General features: G+C 40.4%; 23 protein-coding genes and 4 pseudogenes. All 27 read right to left on the bottom strand.

Annotated elements, in window-relative coordinates; translation table 11 throughout:
* Positions 1–12 precede the first annotated feature (12 nt).
* On the bottom strand, positions 13–795 hold the full coding sequence (locus BV60_RS0103600; RefSeq protein ID WP_029319554.1) for a PhzF family phenazine biosynthesis protein: 783 nt from the start codon (positions 793–795) through the stop codon (positions 13–15).
* A 32-nt stretch (positions 796–827) separates the two neighbouring features.
* Positions 828–1,241, bottom strand: a complete 414-nt coding sequence (locus tag BV60_RS0103595; protein ID WP_027871118.1) for an EamA family transporter — start codon at positions 1,239–1,241, stop codon at positions 828–830.
* Between the two features lie 138 nt (positions 1,242–1,379).
* Positions 1,380–1,589, bottom strand: coding sequence for a hypothetical protein (locus tag BV60_RS0103590; RefSeq protein ID WP_029319550.1), 210 nt, complete (start codon positions 1,587–1,589; stop codon positions 1,380–1,382).
* Positions 1,590–1,613: 24 nt separating this feature from the next.
* On the bottom strand, positions 1,614–2,039 hold the full coding sequence (locus BV60_RS0103585; protein WP_026491391.1) for a DUF523 domain-containing protein: 426 nt from the start codon (positions 2,037–2,039) through the stop codon (positions 1,614–1,616).
* Between the two features lie 15 nt (positions 2,040–2,054).
* Complete coding sequence (locus tag BV60_RS0103580) at positions 2,055–2,858, bottom strand: alpha/beta fold hydrolase (protein WP_026496674.1); 804 nt, start codon at positions 2,856–2,858, stop codon at positions 2,055–2,057.
* 29 nt (positions 2,859–2,887) lie between these two features.
* On the bottom strand, positions 2,888–3,235 hold the full coding sequence (locus BV60_RS0103575) for a hypothetical protein (protein ID WP_026491393.1): 348 nt from the start codon (positions 3,233–3,235) through the stop codon (positions 2,888–2,890).
* A gap of 14 nt (positions 3,236–3,249) precedes the next feature.
* Positions 3,250–3,582 carry a DUF3784 domain-containing protein gene (locus BV60_RS0103570; RefSeq protein WP_026491394.1) on the bottom strand — a complete coding sequence of 111 codons (333 nt, stop codon included), beginning with the start codon at positions 3,580–3,582 and terminating at the stop codon, positions 3,250–3,252.
* 575 nt (positions 3,583–4,157) lie between these two features.
* Positions 4,158–5,645: a hypothetical protein gene (locus BV60_RS21655; RefSeq protein ID WP_029319546.1), complete on the bottom strand. Its 1,488-nt coding sequence runs from the start codon at positions 5,643–5,645 to the stop codon at positions 4,158–4,160.
* Between the two features lie 45 nt (positions 5,646–5,690).
* Positions 5,691–6,167, bottom strand: a complete 477-nt coding sequence (locus BV60_RS0103560) for a hypothetical protein (protein ID WP_029319545.1) — start codon at positions 6,165–6,167, stop codon at positions 5,691–5,693.
* The gene (locus BV60_RS0103555) at positions 6,164–6,730 is read right to left on the bottom strand and encodes an NUDIX hydrolase (protein ID WP_029319544.1); all 567 of its coding nucleotides are present in this window, start codon (positions 6,728–6,730) and stop codon (positions 6,164–6,166) included. Before BV60_RS0103555 ends, BV60_RS0103560 begins: the two co-directional genes overlap by 4 nt.
* A complete protein-coding gene (locus BV60_RS0103550; RefSeq protein ID WP_029319543.1) occupies positions 6,717–7,088 on the bottom strand; it encodes a hypothetical protein in 372 nt (123 codons plus the stop codon). The genes BV60_RS0103555 and BV60_RS0103550 overlap by 14 nt, the downstream gene beginning before the upstream one ends.
* Before the next feature lie 148 nt (positions 7,089–7,236).
* Entirely contained in the window at positions 7,237–7,398 is a 162-nt protein-coding gene (locus BV60_RS24475) for a sigma factor-like helix-turn-helix DNA-binding protein (protein WP_081846568.1), read from the bottom strand.
* Between the two features lie 262 nt (positions 7,399–7,660).
* A complete protein-coding gene (locus tag BV60_RS0103540) occupies positions 7,661–8,068 on the bottom strand; it encodes an iron chaperone (protein ID WP_022762558.1) in 408 nt (135 codons plus the stop codon).
* A gap of 50 nt (positions 8,069–8,118) precedes the next feature.
* Positions 8,119–8,640 carry a DUF4256 domain-containing protein gene (locus BV60_RS0103535; RefSeq protein ID WP_035777057.1) on the bottom strand — a complete coding sequence of 174 codons (522 nt, stop codon included), beginning with the start codon at positions 8,638–8,640 and terminating at the stop codon, positions 8,119–8,121.
* Between the two features lie 49 nt (positions 8,641–8,689).
* Positions 8,690–9,157, bottom strand: coding sequence for a helix-turn-helix domain-containing protein (locus BV60_RS21650; RefSeq protein ID WP_051656495.1), 468 nt, complete (start codon positions 9,155–9,157; stop codon positions 8,690–8,692).
* Positions 9,158–9,289: 132 nt separating this feature from the next.
* A complete protein-coding gene (locus BV60_RS0103525; RefSeq protein WP_029319539.1) occupies positions 9,290–9,892 on the bottom strand; it encodes a DUF1349 domain-containing protein in 603 nt (200 codons plus the stop codon).
* A 46-nt stretch (positions 9,893–9,938) separates the two neighbouring features.
* Positions 9,939–10,199, bottom strand: coding sequence for a DUF3795 domain-containing protein (locus BV60_RS0103520; RefSeq protein WP_026511866.1), 261 nt, complete (start codon positions 10,197–10,199; stop codon positions 9,939–9,941).
* Positions 10,200–10,295: 96 nt separating this feature from the next.
* Positions 10,296–10,673 (bottom strand): SMU1112c/YaeR family gloxylase I-like metalloprotein, encoded by a 378-nt coding sequence (gene gloA2, locus BV60_RS0103515; RefSeq protein WP_022767537.1) that lies wholly within the window; start codon positions 10,671–10,673, stop codon positions 10,296–10,298.
* Between the two features lie 112 nt (positions 10,674–10,785).
* Positions 10,786–11,088 (bottom strand): annotated as a pseudogene (locus BV60_RS20830) (EamA family transporter); the annotation flags it as partial.
* Positions 11,088–11,441, bottom strand: a pseudogene (locus BV60_RS0103505) (AAA family ATPase); the annotation flags it as partial. The pseudogenes BV60_RS0103505 and BV60_RS20830, both read right to left, overlap by 1 nt.
* 123 nt (positions 11,442–11,564) lie before the next feature.
* The gene (locus BV60_RS20825) at positions 11,565–11,882 is read right to left on the bottom strand and encodes a hypothetical protein (protein ID WP_051656494.1); all 318 of its coding nucleotides are present in this window, start codon (positions 11,880–11,882) and stop codon (positions 11,565–11,567) included.
* Between the two features lie 82 nt (positions 11,883–11,964).
* A complete protein-coding gene (locus BV60_RS0103495; protein WP_156035949.1) occupies positions 11,965–12,300 on the bottom strand; it encodes a hypothetical protein in 336 nt (111 codons plus the stop codon).
* A 243-nt stretch (positions 12,301–12,543) separates the two neighbouring features.
* Positions 12,544–14,463 (bottom strand): M56 family metallopeptidase, encoded by a 1,920-nt coding sequence (locus BV60_RS21645; RefSeq protein WP_051656493.1) that lies wholly within the window; start codon positions 14,461–14,463, stop codon positions 12,544–12,546.
* 99 nt (positions 14,464–14,562) lie between these two features.
* On the bottom strand, positions 14,563–14,919 hold the full coding sequence (locus BV60_RS0103485) for a BlaI/MecI/CopY family transcriptional regulator (RefSeq protein ID WP_026511612.1): 357 nt from the start codon (positions 14,917–14,919) through the stop codon (positions 14,563–14,565).
* Between the two features lie 186 nt (positions 14,920–15,105).
* Positions 15,106–15,311 (bottom strand): annotated as a pseudogene (locus BV60_RS22580) (PrgI family protein); the annotation flags it as partial.
* Between the two features lie 71 nt (positions 15,312–15,382).
* Positions 15,383–15,535 (bottom strand): annotated as a pseudogene (locus BV60_RS24470) (VirB6/TrbL-like conjugal transfer protein, CD1112 family); the annotation flags it as partial.
* An 87-nt stretch (positions 15,536–15,622) separates the two neighbouring features.
* Positions 15,623–15,991 (bottom strand): hypothetical protein, encoded by a 369-nt coding sequence (locus tag BV60_RS0103480; protein WP_029319535.1) that lies wholly within the window; start codon positions 15,989–15,991, stop codon positions 15,623–15,625.
* Between the last annotated feature and the right edge of the window lie 13 nt (positions 15,992–16,004).

Genomic DNA, 16,004 nt, shown 5'->3' with positions numbered 1-16,004 from the left:
ATTATCCTGAAATTAAAAATCAACGAGAATATCTGAGATGGCAACCAATGTAGCTTCTCCGCTAATTCTTATCCTTCCATGCTCAAGGAGTTCGCAATATAGATGCCCACCTCTCTTCGACGCCTGGTACGCATGAATCTCTGATTTCCCTAATTCTTTTGACCAATAATCAGCTATCTGGCAATGCGCAGAACCGCAAACGGGATCTTCGGGAACCAGAAGTTTAGGAAAGAAACTCCTCGATACGCAGTCTGTATCTTTTCCTTTTGCCGTAACATTTTGTCCACGTCCGGGAAGCCCTGCAAGTTTAGCCTGATCCGGCTTCATGTTCCGGATCTGCTCCTCAGATTCAAAAATACATACAAGATCTGGCCCCAGTATCGCCTTAACGGGTCTCACACCAAAAGCACTTTCCATCTCATCTGTCACCGTTATCTCCTGCTGTTCATAAGTAGGAAAATCCATCTCATAAAGCTTACCCTTTCTGACAATCGTCAGTTTTCCGCTGAGAGTATTAAATTCTATTACATCCTCATTCTGCTCAAAGTAATTGAATATCACAAAAGAAGATGCCAGAGTAGCATGACCACATAGTTCAACTTCGGATCCGGGAGTAAACCATCTGAGATGATACCCCTGTTCCTCCTTGACAATAAACGCTGTCTCGCTCAGATTATTCTCCATAGCCAACTTCATCATGAAGTCTTCTTTCGGCCATTTATCCATTACACAAACCGCCGCCGGATTTCCGGAAAACGGCTTATCTGTAAAAGCATCAACAATATATTGCTTCATTACTTGCCTCCTTGATTGATAATGCCTGAATATTATATTACCATCAGCAGCGTCCCCGCTCCAATCAGGATGCATCCCATAATTGACTTTGCAGTAAACTGCTCATGCAGGAACACAAATGCCAGAACCAGAGTGATCACCACGCTGAGTTTGTCTATAGGTACTACTTTAGAAGCTTCTCCCAACTGTAATGCTTTGTAATAACATAACCACGAAGCACCCGTAGCCAGACCTGAGAGAATAAGAAATATCCAGCTTCTTTTGCCGATCGTCGATAACCCGCTCTGTGCATGAGTTATGAATACCATAATCCAGGCCATTCCAACCACTACCACGGTTCGGATGGCCGTAGCCAGATTAGAATCCACTCCTTCGATTCCTATCTTAGCCAATATTGAGGTTAATGCGGCAAATACTGCAGATAACAGTGCAAATATGATCCACATATATCTAAAACCTCCCCATCTATATTTCATTCCGACAATTAAAGTTTCAAAATAATAAATTCTGATTGAACTTACTATCGCATCATCCCGACATACTTGGATTCAAGTGTTTCATTTTTGGTGGTGTTTTCTTTTTGCTCATTCTGCTCCATTCACTACTTGTTCTCTGATTTTTATAACATCAGTCTCAGAAAGATCTTTTAAATAAATGCAGTATTCATCAGGATATCCACCGACAAATTTCATGTGTTCCATGGAAATTTGAGAAGGTTTGGTAATCCAGAGTACCGGCTCTCCATAATAATCTTCAACATATCTTAATTTTTCACCATTATATGTAATGATCATGTGAAAATCTCCTATTAATATAGATTATCCCTCCAAAAGGTCACTTAAATCCATAGTCTTAATCCCATTCTCAGACAGTAGTTCCGCAAAAACTCCTTTTCCTTCAATGAGTTTGCCTGTAAAGCTGCCATCATATATCTGCTTAACTCCGCAGGATGGACTCCTTGACTGAAGTATTACCAGATCAACTTTTTCATCGATGGCTTTTTGAAGGCACTTCTTGGCACCTGATCTGAATTCTTTGTCTTTGCTTTCACCCTGCTTGTTTGTAACTATACCATCTACTATTTCACAAGGGATCCTTGGTACCGGAAGGCCACCTTCCACTTCAGGACATACAGGGATTACTTCATGCCCCTCAAGAAACGAAGCCACTTTATCACAATAATTGTTGCCGCCATTATACTTGCAGTTCTGTCCAAGCAAACAGGCACTGACCATAATCTTCATAAACGGACTCCTGTCTCAGTTTTTTAAATAATCCATAACCCTGCCATTAAAATCCTTGGCCTGTTCATATACTCCATGACTGTAACCTTCATACATATACAGCGTACTGTCATTTATCCTGTCATACATTTCAACTGATGCTTCACCTCCAAGAACAAGATCACTATCTGCCCCTATAATCAAAGTTGGGCAGCTTATCTCTGAAAGTCTGTCATAAACATCATGTTCCATACACGATCTGCATAGAATCTTAAACCTCGAATAGTCCTTTGGCTTCATTCTTGCCAAAAGAGCATTCATTCTAATCCCACGTTCAAGATACTTCCCGGTATATGAACGCTTTGCTGTATCAAGCATTATTCCGGCATAATCATCATTATCTGCCATATTTATCCAGGATTCGAGTGCCTCCTTCATCAGTTCATTTGGCCTTGATGCAGTAACTGCAAGGACAAGCTTTTTTACCTTGTCAGGATGTCTTATAGCAAGCTGCTGGGATATCATACCGCCCTGCGACACTCCGAAAACACTGGCAGTTTTAATGCCAATCATGTCCATGATCTTATCTATATCATCAGCCATATCAGCAGTTGAAAATTCATCCGGAAGGTTATTCCTTCTGCTAAACACATAGACCTTAAACTCCTTGGCAAATCCTGAATACACAAAAGCAAATGGCACTGCGATTCCTCTTGCTGTTTTGAATCCGTCTCCTACCCCTGGGAGCATGATAAGGTTCTTATCACCGGTTCCAAAGCTTATATAATCACAGTCTGTTCCATCAAATTTTATATTTTCATTCTTTGCATTGTAGAACATGGCCTTCTTCCTCGTTTGAATCCATATTATTATGCTTCTTCATGTCTAAATTTACCCGGGCTACTATGCTCGACTATTTTGTCTTTTACTATTTTCCACAACTCTAGCTGGATGTGGGATAATTGTTCGTTTAATGCTTTTCTTTGTTCCGGATCCTCACTATTTATGAAAAAATCAGTAAGTCCTCCCCTTCCAGGATATAGCCTTTCATACAAAGTCAGAATACAGTCCTCTTTATCCTCATCCGAATAATCAGCTTCAAGAACAGCTATTCCATCCACCAGACTACTGTAATGAAAGACGATGGATTGATCTCCATATTTTTTCAGATATGCCTCAAGTTCTTTATATAGTGCTAAAGCGTAATTTATATCCATTATTCCAACCTTCCTTATGAACTATGCCTCTTACCTTCGCGTTTATGTCTTTCAAATAGCAGTAAAATAAACATTACTAACCAGATTGCCCATGCAATTCCTGTTCCGATTCCAGCAAACTTATAATCAATAGCACTTCCTACAATAAAAGGAACTGCCATAAACATTATTCTTTTACCATAATCTTTACACATACCTGCTTCATCATATTTCTCACGTTCTTTATCGGACTTCATGTTATATCCTGAAAGATAGTTCGCTGCTTTGCCATTCGATTTATAAAAATAGAAACCCATGAACAGAAATAGCAAAACCATCATCGCATCAATACAAAGAAAAATTCTCATACCATTCCTTCCGCCTCTATCCTTAATTTATAAAAATCCCGAAGCAATTACGGTTACTCATACAGAAGCTGTCTCGCTCTACGCTTATTACCGTCTTTTTGTCAAAAATGTTTTCTCCCTTTAGTGCCCTAAGTTTTCATGGTCAAGGAGCAACTGAAGTATCATCTATCCGATATATCATATCGCCTCTATTCCATATGCTCATAATCCCAAAAAGCGGATCATTTTCTCCTTGCCATATCCACCCCTGATATGTTGTATCATAACCACAATAGCCCTCTGTAACAATCTCAAAGAAGCAAAATGCTGGGTGTCATATAGAATCTCCTCCTGTTCTCCTGTGACCTAGATAATTTGTTGATGAAATAATCTTAATATGATACGGCATGTGAATATATATTCAGCTCTGCAAATAAGCTATATCTATTTTCCCAATCAATATTTTTCCAGCCCCATAAGAACAAAAGTCGTGCCAAAAACGCAACCCTTTCTGCAAATGTCATATGACTTCTGCAATAAAGACTACGAAATAGACACGACTTATTACTAATTCTATTGGATTATTTAAAAGTAAATCAAAATTCTAACAGATGATGCTTTGTTAAATAATCAGACATTTTCAACCATTCTATTCCAACCTGTCTTGCATCCCATTCGTCAAAAAGTGTTCTCCACTCATCATCTGATATTTCACTTTCTGGACGCCTTGCTGCTTCATCTATATCAGAATAGGGTCCAATAATATGCACAGGTCTTTCCCAGTATCCCAGGAACTCCTCTTCTATAAAGCCCTGACTGCCCCAATCTGTATCTTCATCAACCTGCAACTTCTTACTGTCAAACCGAAGTCTGGATGTCCCACTATAAGCAGCTCCGCTACTTCCTGTTTCATATATATATCCATCTGATCCAAGCCAGTGAGTATCTCTGCTTCCACCTTCACAAATCTTTACTGTTCTTCCATCCACCAGGGCATAAGCCCTTTCAAAAACATTATCCGGTACCCATTCATCGTATTTTAAAATGCCAAATATAAGCTCAAAGGTTCCATCACAATCCAGATCGACATAAGTATAACCAACATTATCGAGATTGAATCCAAAATCCATTTCATAATATGAGCCTGTTTTGACAACACTGTTTTCTTCATTATTCTTTAGCACAAGACTATTTGCAGTATACTTCTCTTTTGATCTATAGCTCTGGTTCTGCCATTTCATCACTTCATTATAAGAGTCAATGAAATTGGAAAACGCAGTTGTATACAACTCATCATATTTTTCAATGATGGAGGCATCTGACAGCCTGTATGTATAGACACCGTCTTTTTCTTCAAGGTACGTGCGATCATATCCCTCTTCCTGTGATTTGCCTGCTCCCGCAGTACTATCCTCAGCAGAAGCCTTATCAGAACTGTTGTCTAAACCATTCTGTTTAAGCCCATCAGCTTTTTCATAAACATCGTAAATTGTGCCATCATCAGGCATTGAATCATTTATATACTCGCTTAGATCCTTAGCATATTCAAATGCATCTCCCTTATCCTCGAATATTCTTACCTCTGTACGTGGTAACATTCCCTGCGGTCCGGCACCGGTAACGTATAGTTCTCCTACAATTACCTCATCCTTTTGATCTTCATTTATATCCTTGAATGCAACAAAAGAAATGTCCTCAAAAAGCCCCCATTCTCTGATGTCGTTTTCGTAAACAGAAGGCATTTTGTAAATCACCTTCTCATCATCCATAAGGTAAAACGTAGCATCTGCCAGAGGATCTTTATCTTTATCAGGCAGACAGGATACAAATCTTACGTCTCCCCATCCATTTAGCTTGATATCAAATGACTGTTCCTCTATGATTTTGGATGTGTCTAATCCTAAAGCACTATTATCATCCTCAGCAGGTTCTTCAACGCCTACATCATCGTTATTATCATCCTGAACCACTTTATCAGCGCTTGCCATGCTACTATCCTCATTGTCTGTAACAGTTTCATTTCTATTACCGCATCCAGCCACAAGACATAATGCAAACACAAATAATACTACTCGTCTTTTCATGTTTCCCTCATTACTCACTGTTCAAAACAAACTATAGACTAAAGTTTAATCACATCTGCTAAGAGAAGCGCCGCCACTGTACTTCTCTGAAAAATCATCCTCGTTCCATGTCTCATAATATTCCAGGATATTCGCATCTTCTTCAGAAGACTGATACGTGTACTGAACTCCGTTATCAGACTCTGCCTTAATCTTGTATCCTCCAGTCTCCAGTTCCTCGAATAGCGAAATACTATCAAAATGATCCGGAACAAAATCATTATTTTCCATATGACCATAAATTATCTCTGCATCACCAAACTGTACATAGTATTCAGGCTGCATATCCCCATCAGTCTCATAGCCTATGGATGCTGTCTGCCAGGTTCCTGATACCACAGGATCACTCACTTTTGATGCCAGAAAAATAGATGTTGGACCGTCAGCTCCACCGATTATCGCTGCATCTTCTTTTTTCGCACCACATCCTACTGTTCCTATTACCATTATCAGCACAAGCGCTGTCACTACTATTTTCTTCATCTTAGTCTCTCTTCTTTTTCCTTAAGATACTTCATTACTGTCTCAAGCCCTTCCATCGGAACACAAAACGTGCCATCCCTGTGTATGCATCCCTCATGGACTTTATCGATATCAAACCACTTGACTTCTTCCACTTCCTCTGTCTGAAGCTTCAGCTTAGATGTATCCACCGGCTTTTCATACACATAAACAAAAGCAACTTCATTGTCCTTGAACATTTTTCCATGGAATTCCATCTCATACTTAATATGAAACTTCCCGGCAAAAGTAAGATCTCCGGCCAGCGTTTTTATTCCAAGCTCCTCAAACAGTTCTCTCTGTGCAGACTCCAGTGGTTCGTCGCCAGCCTGGATATGTCCCGCTGATGAAGTATCGTACATCCCGGGAAAAGACTCTTTTTCAGCACTTCTCTTCTGAAGAAGGACCTGATACTTATCTCCCTCTTTTCTCACGATCCATATATGAGCAGTCCTGTGAGGAATACCATTGTCATGTGCATCACTTCTGCTTACAGTCTCCCCGGTCGGAAAGCCGTTATCGTCAGTTATATCAAATATCTCCATTTTTCACTGCCTCTTTTCTGTTCCTGATGGCAAAGACAGCTGTACCGACTCCCGCCAGCACAAGCACAAATATTCCATAGACCATCGCAATGAAAGCACCTACAATAGGCGTTTCAAAATCAGAACTAATAAAATAGTAGTAATAATATGTACTAAGTATCATTCCAGCAACGCATGATATCAGCAATAACAACGATGACAGGAGATACTCCTTCATGCTTTTAGCCATAAAAACATTCATTATGACAAATGCCGCAATAACTATCATCCATATAGGATTAATATCAGCTATTCCGAGCATATCCCTAATCACAAACATTACAAGGGGAATTAGATTTAACCACTTCAAGAACTTCACTTTTTTCCTCCGCCAACAATTATTCTTTAACAAAATATATCTCTACCATTTTACACCATTGCTATCATTACAAAAACTTACTTTTACCTATTTAAGGCATGCATATCCCAGACTGCCTGGAACATGCACACCCATTGTAAATAGCATATTAAAGCTTCAGGTACTTCTTAAGTTTTTTCAGAGCTCCATCAAGCGAAAGGGAAACCATCTGCTGTGATACACCCTCAGCTTTAGCGATTTCTTTTTCAGAAAGGCCATGATAAAAATACAGAATACATCTACGCTTTTGTGCAGGAGGAAGCTTGTCCAATGGCCGTAATCATTCATGATCCTCGTCCAGACAGCCCCAACTATTTTTCCGTCGTGGATCGCGACGAGGCAGTTGTCTCCAGACTTTGTACCGAAACCATCAGTGTATACGCGCAGTTCCGGTTTCTCTACAATATCTCTCGAAGGCGGCTCCACACCTTCCGGAATGAATATGGCTTCATATAAAAAGTCTTTGAGAAGGCCGAGTTCGTTTTCCCGAATACAACGGAACTCTATTGCGTTCTTCATACCATCTTTACACCTTATTTGGAATAGTTCTCAAAGCACCATTTTGCGATCCTTATGATCAGTGCTTCCGGTAAAGGCTGATCATAGGGGATCCGTATCGTGCCCTTGCTTACATCATAATCGGAGAGTTCCTCCGTAAATACAGCTGTAGCCTCATCACCGGGATAAATGCCCAGATGTTTCTTTGATGCTGCGAAATGAATGATATTACGACCTTTCCAATAAGTGGGCATCGACCAGGAAATCCGTTCCTCCGCGTCCGGCAGTGCATCACGAAGGATCTCCCGGATCTCCATTAATCTGGGCTTATATTTCTCATCCTGGGCAGCAATGTATTCATCAATATTCTGCGGTTTCACACAGTAATGGTCCTGGTTTTGTCTGCTGAACTCTCTGCCGCATTTCGGACATTTCCATGCCATGGCTTCACCTCTTCAAATCTCGATTTATAGACATCCCGACAAACTTGAATTTATATAAACGTATAACCTCTGAACCCGCGCACGGAATAGTACGAATCCGCCCCGTTATGGAATGTGAAAACCCTTCCGTAACGTCGTTCGCAGAACAATGCACCGCCCTTGTCGCGAATATCATCCGGCGTAGTGATCCAACTTGACGTTTTCAAATCAAATTCCCCGAGACTTTGCAGTCGGCGATAGAGTTCCTCCTTCATGATCAAAACGCCGATTTCTTTTGCTTTCCATTCGGCGCTGCCTGACGGCGGGTTTTTAGCACGCCCCTGTAATGCCTTTTCGTCATAGCACAGGTTTCTGCGCCCAGAAGGGGATTCCTTTGCGCAGTCGCAGAAAATTAGCTTTCCCGTCTTTTCGTCATAGCCGATGGTATCCGGTTCTCCGCCGCTCTCCTCCATCCTTCTCAAAACATCCATGGAGCCCTGATGCTCAAGCAAACGTTTCTCCACGTCAAGCCAACTCAGTTCCATATGAAGATTCTTATTAACCTGAAACCTCGCTTTTAATATTTCTAACATAGTTTCCCCCTCCAATCTCCGATTTGTCATACTCATTTATATTAAAAAATTAAAAAGAAAACATTTCCATGTAATAATCATAAGCCTTGTCACATTCATCAAATGATAATCCTGTCTCGTTCACTAAATAGGATACAGCTTCTTGCTTATCATCGAATCTTTTCAGCAGCGTGGTAGCCTCAGATATTCTTCTTAATGCATTCTGAAAATCATCAAAATTTATATCTGTAGGAGACATTTCGTACAGTCTATGTTCTAATAAACACAGCAGGTTGTCATCAGCTGCTTTCTTATAGTTTTCTTCGCAAAGGTATTCACCGGCGAACAATTCGTTGATTGAAATCTGTAATATATCACATAACTGCCTATACAAACTAGCATCGGGTAAGCATATTCCATTTTCCCAATTTGAAACTGAACGATCTGTTACACCAAGTTCTTCTGCTAGTTCAAGTTGTGTTAGTTTATGTCGCTTTCTACATGCTGCTATAAAAGCACCAATTTTCTTTAAATCCATTTTTCAAACTCCTTTATAGCAACATTATAAGCAATATTCATTAATAAAAACATGAAACAAAACTTGAATTTGTGCGATTAACTTCCGGTTTAACTTGTCACCTCAACAGGAATACACCATATTGTAATACTTCTAATCTGGTTGCTGACCATCATGCGCCTTCCATGCGCATTCAGTGATTTCCATATCTGTAAAAGCAGCCAAAAAAGATGACTCCTCGGCGCTGCATGCATAGATGCCGAAACGAATTTCCTTTGGAGCATTGAACATATGACATATCCTCATCTGTTTAAAATCTATTCCATCAAAAGAATTTTCTACACAGAAATCATCTTCCCTGCGACTTAGACGAAACCATACAGACTTTATTGCGGCGTCAACATCTGTAGATGCCCAATCAGAATAGCCATTATTTGTGACAACACTTCCTAATCTCTGAATCTTTTCATTTTCATATTCCATAGCAGCCTTAAGCCAATTGTCACTATCCAAGTACATGATTACCCCACTCTGATCATAGCGTACCTTGGAATCAAACTCTGTCCGTACCACAAACGAGAAAAATTGGTCTATTGTTTTCATTTGCAAGACAGGGGCATTGTCATTTCTGAAGTGATAATAGGTCCTCTGCCATAGATCAGTATGAGGTTCGGTCATGATTTCAACCTTATCCTTTGTGACCCGACATGATTTCGGTTTTCTAATCCATTCCATTGAACTTGCGTCAATCTTCATCACTTTTTCCTCCTGTCCTTAACCATACAAATTTGAAGTTGTCGGGTTAGCGGTCCGCATTCATCGATACCATTCTGTGATATGCTTCTTTGTGACTTTTTGACTCCTCATAAAAATCTGCCATATCATCACACGGAAAGTTATTGCAAAATGCGCAGAAATCGATCTCTTTTTCTTTGCAACACTTAACAGGCATACATATATCTTCTTCCGTCCACTGTGTATGCTTGCAGGAAGGACAGATTTTGTTAATGTAATCAGAACATGCAAAGCAGTTAACTCCGCAGTAGGCTATTTGGGTATTCATCACGCGCTCCTAAAATCCCGATTTGTCGTTCTGCATTGTTTTCCGGGAGAACTTGCTAACACTTCAGCCAGACCAATCTCATTTGTCACAAGTAGTTTACTCATGTATTTCCAAAGGAAGCCCGTCCGGGTCACGGAAAAACGTCATTTTTTCACCCGTGAAAGCATCCCGTCGTATCGGTTCACAAGGGATACCCATAGACTCCAATTCTGCGACGGTCTCATCTACACTATCTACACGGAAAGCAAGATGACGCAATCCGTAAGCTTCGGGAGAAGGACGGAGTGGATGATCCTTCATAATAAAAAGTTCAATTTCGCTGTCATCGAGCTTAAGGTCAATCTTCCAATCATCCCGTTCCGGTCTATAGTTCTCTCGCAGAATTCGAAAGCCAAGCTTATTATGGTAAAAGTTCAGAGCAGTGTCTTTGTCGGAACAAATCACCGCAATATGATGAATGCGATTTAATTTCATGAGGCGCCTCCTGTTTTAACCAGAAAAACCGATTTGTAGTTTTTTGGATTATCCTGAAATATTATACTACCATCAGCAATGTTCCGACTCCAATCAAGATACATCCTAAGATTCATTTTACTGTAAACTGTTCATGCAGGAACACGAATGCAAGCACCAGCGTAATCACCACACTGAGCTTGTCTATAGGCACTACTTTGGAAGCTTCTCCCATCTGCAATGCTTTGTAATAACATAACCACGAAGCACCCGTAGCTAAACCTGAAAGAATAAGAAATATCCAGCTTCTTTTACCGATCGTTGATAAACCGTTCTGTGCATGAGTTATAAAAACCATAATCCAAGCTATTCCTACCACTACCACAGTTCGAATGGCCGTAGCCAGATTAGAATCAACTCCTTCAATTCCTATCTTATCTCATCTATGAAAAGTATTGTCTTTCTTCCGTATCCACCCAGATTGTTCTTGGCTGTTTCAACTACAGACTCCATATCTTTTTTACCGGCTATCGTAGCATTGACCTGATGGAAGTCTGCCGAGGTAGTATTGGCAATCACTTTTGCAAGGGTTGTCTTTCCTACCCCGGGAGGTCCATACAGGATTATCGAACTAAGTCTGTCTGCCTTGATAGCACGATAAAGCAGCTTGTCTTCACCTATTATATCTTCCTGTCCCACAACTTCATCAAGTGTCTGTGGACGCATTCTTGCAGCTAAAGGCGCTTCTTTTTCTTTTCTGCCCTCAGCCATATATTCAAAGAGATTCATATCAGCATATGCTCCTTTGTTCAATTTCACTCTTTAAATTATATCATGCCTCGCACGCCCCATAAGCCATATCATGATTTACTTCAGCCTGGTAAAAGGCTCCCATTATATGGGCTGCTGTCCCTAAAGAGATAGCAAATGATCCCCACAGCTATACAGCCCCATATTCCTAGGACAATCTTCCCGATCCTGAACATATGCTGCAGCACAAATGCCAGAAGCGCAGTCACAGAGTTCAATTATTCTTCCTGCATAAGTAATTGTGTCAGATTCTTCCGTCATGGGATGAGCTTGTTCCTGGATAATGCAGTAGTCATATTTGCCATGAAGTATATTAAACCGTTCTGAAAAGTATTCCTCTCCCATATGCCATTTTAGTGATCTGGCCGAATATGCCAGCATGAATACTTCGCAGTTCTCGCCCGTAGCACTCTCTATCATTTCCCTGGTAAGCTACGGCATATCATTCATATATGTATGGCTATTACCAATAAAAAGAATTTTCATATGCAACAAACTCCTCTCAATCTGTCAGTGTTCTGACAAATTCATAGACCTTTTCAGACCATGCCCATATATCTTCACAGTCGTGGTCTATAAAATACATTTTACCAGTTAATTCATCCAGAACATGTGGTGCAAGCTCCCCTCTATATTCGGAAAGTGCCACAATAGCATATACCCAATCCTTTAATGCAACTTCATTTTTGACCTTTAGAGGAAGAACCCCCTCAAAAGTTGCATCAGGATGCCTGATTAGCTCCTCATATCTGAAAAAGAATCGCACTCCGGGTGTAAAACCAGTACTCAGATCCTTTGCAGCATTTCTGCTTTCTTTTTGTAACTGCAAAGCTGTCATATTGCGTGCACGCACCGGTGAAAGAAGGCTACCGCATTCCAGTATCTTAATGGCACTTTCCACGGGCGAAGTATGACAAACTAAATCCGTTAAGCAACCTTTATATTTGGGGCAGGCTGTGCATTCTGTTATCTTACCCGGAGGCGATACACGATACCATCCATCATATTTGTCCCTGTAATTTGCAATGTCACTTAGAATTGCATTATCTGCTTCTATATCACATCTACGCCCATTAGATGCTCAAGGATCCATAGCATCATGTTCTTCAAGTTCTATAATATGCTCTGTTACATCATTATTATCAGTATCATCTTCTACAGGGTGGTTTTCAAGTTCATCTTCCTCTCCTAAATCATAACCACCGGTAATTACAGGAACATAGATGCCATCACTGCCCCAAGGTTGAACCATGACGTAGCTTTCATAGAAAGCACCATCAGGGAAAAGCAGATTAATGACAACTCCTTGTTCTGTCTCCTCTTGAATCTCAATCTTAACTTTTGTTTCATCATCTGAAAGGTTGAGAAGATATCTTGCAGAAGCACTGGGATCAAACAACTTACTGTAGTATCCGTTTGTATCCTGCTTTGCGATTCCGTTAAGGATTTCACCAAGGCCGTTCTTAGTGTAATTAACAGCATTGAAATCCTCAGGATGCTCGCAATAAGCTTTGTTAAAATCCTTTACTGATTCGATATTTTCGCAGAAGTTCATCTCCTCGGAGTCCACCATTACTACACCTTCTCTGTCCTTGGCAAATTCCAAAGTCTCCTGCCATACATATACGTGAGGCTCTGAATCTGCAGCATAGTAGTGCACCTCTGCCTTATTATAATCATCTGTAACGATTATTGTTTTATTGGGAATTTCCTCACTTCCAAACATACTGGGCCATGGGCTTGAATATCCAAAGGATATGGATCCATCCGCATCAAAAAACAAAAGCTCCTCGTCCATCAGATTCTGCATTGCCTTCTCATTTGAATTAGAAACAATTGCATCCCCATTCCTGTCTTCGAAGTCATTAATCCAGTTAGAAAGCAGTTCATCATACGCCGCTCTTTCAGAGTAATCATCACTCTTTTCATTTCCACCAGAAGCACTTGTAAAGAAGCATCCATAGAGAGCAACGCTTACCGCGATCAACATTGTGATAAGCCAGAAGGAAGGCTTTCTATAATTGAATATCTGTTTAATTCTTGTTTTTACTCCCACCTCTCCAAAAGCAAGTGAATATGTGAGGGCATATCTTCTATGTGTACTGCAATTTAAGAGTGATGTAGCATAGGACTTCTTCTCTTCAAGTGACATATTCTTTATCACGCGCTCGTCGCAGGAAAGTTCAATGTCCTTACAAAACAGTGTAAAGGAAATCCACACAAGAGGATTAAACCAGTGAATTCCAAGAAGAATAAAGCCTATAAGCTTTCTAATGTGGTCATACCTTGCAATATGCGCTCTCTCATGTAAAAGCACATTACCGACAGTCTCCTCATCAAGACCTGAAGGCAGATAAATTGCAGGCTTTATAAATCCAAGAATAAAGGGAGTATCTATAGCATCACACACGAAAACATCATCATGTGCTTTCCCTGCTGCTTTTGCACCATCCCCACACTCATTGTTCTTACCAAGTTTAATAGAAACATTTATATCTTTTTTAATTGAAATAAAGCTCACAACTGCATATAAAGCCACTGCAAAAACGCCGATAATCCATACCATCCAAAGCCATGCAAGAATTTCACTTCTTACAGACAAAACCTCCAGCGCTCCACTATTTGCGCTGGTGGCTATGATCTGTTCATTTGGCAGATAGTCATACTCTGCATCAGAAGGCACTATCATATTATCGCCACCTATAGACGCAGCTCCCACTTCAGAAGCCGGAGTGTAGTCATGATAAGTAACCTCAGGCACTTCTTCATCTTTGTTATTTCCAAGCAAAAGAGATTCTACTGCCCCATTCACATCCGGGAAAATCCCAAACTGTGATTCAACCTGAAAAGGCATGATGAGCTTTAATGCTACAATAGCCCAAAGCACACCCATAAACCACTTAGGTGCCTTCTTTAAAGGAAACCTCAAAAGAATAACTGCTATCATGAGAAATGAGGCTGTTATGCTCATCTCAAGAATTTTAATAAAAACTGTCCCCATACATTTCCCTCCAATTTTCAAGTAATCCAGGTACTGTGAAAGCACCTATTTCTGTAATTCATTTATTTTCCTGCACCATATCCCAACAAAAGCAAGCATTTAATCCTTCGCCTTATCAATGATTTCCCTAATCTCATCAAGCTCCTTTTTTGAGAGCTTCTGACGAGAAGTGAAAGCTGCAAGAAAAGCAGGTAAGGATCCCCCAAATGTTTCCTCTACAAACTCCTCGCTCTTTCTCGTATAAAATTCTTCCTGTGAGATTTTGGATGAGACAACTCCATCCTCATTTTGAAATAAACCCTTCTCGCAGAGTTTCTTAAGAACTGTGTAGGTGGTAGATTTCTTCCACCCGAATTCATCGGTGCAAAGCTTTACAAGCTCTCCCGAACCAACAGGCTCCTTCTCCCATATAAGCCTGGCAAACTGCATCTGAACTTCCCCTAATTCAACTGCCATATTTACCTCCTTGGTCTATTCTGTGTAGACTTCATATTCTGAGTTTACTCTGAATAGACCAAGTTGTCAACCTTTATTCTCTATGGTTTATATGAAAAGATTTCCAGCCTTTTTAGATGAAGAAGTTATAAAAATACCCCAAAATAATACTCAGGTGCAAAAAGTGAAATTTCTGCGCATCAGTCTAGCCAGGAAGAAAAACGGCATCATTATCACCATCATTCCCATAACTGCTGTAGTTGGGGATGCGACCTTTTTATCAGAAAAAAGGTCGGCACTCCAAACAGTGCTGCAACACTGAAACAGATCAGCTGTCTTTTTGTCATATTGAACATCACCTTACTTTTGACCTTCGTGAGATCACGAGGCACCGAGATATATGATGCTGCCATGTTTGTTACCAAAAATCCTTTCTTTTGTTTTAGGGAACTTTTGTATTTATTTCTCCTGCATTTGTTCCCTATCAGTGTGCATGGAGAATTGATTTGGCAACTGCCCCTGTCTTAAAGAGCGTAAATGCCAATAGTATCGTGTAGCCCATGACTCCCCATAGAGAGCCGATGATATCTGTAGAAAACGTCACGGTCTGAATAAGAACCGCATATATTCCAACACATGCTGTCCACTTGTTACCTCCTACTTTTTTGCATTAAAAAGGACCATCCTTTGTTGAATGGTCCTGCACTACATCAATATTAAGTTGTTATAATTCCGACAGCTTTATCCTGTCATATGCACCATTTTTTGCATCTTCAGGATGTGGTTCCAACCCGATTATGGTTATCTCCTGCTGATCTGGTCCATATACCCAGTACATGCGACGCGCCCCGCTCTTTTTATTCTCAAGATATGACTGCCAGACTTTCATTCCATATCGTCTGGACAATTCAGTTATTTCATGAGATTTTAAGCCCGGGTACATAGGATCAAGGGATAACTTCTTCAAAGCATTACCCCATTTTTTATAAAGCTCGTCGTCTTTTTTACTGATAGTACCATCTCGGTACTGAGTCTGAAGAGAATTCCATAATTCCTCCATTTCAGGAATTCCCATCCTAATCGCATATCCCATCCAGGCAATTCCC

Source organism: Butyrivibrio sp. AE3004 (assembly GCF_000703165.1).
In the GTDB taxonomy this organism is placed as follows: domain Bacteria; phylum Bacillota; class Clostridia; order Lachnospirales; family Lachnospiraceae; genus Butyrivibrio.
The sequence above is the reverse complement of the archived record's forward strand: the minus strand, read 5'-3'. Positions and strand labels throughout refer to the sequence as shown.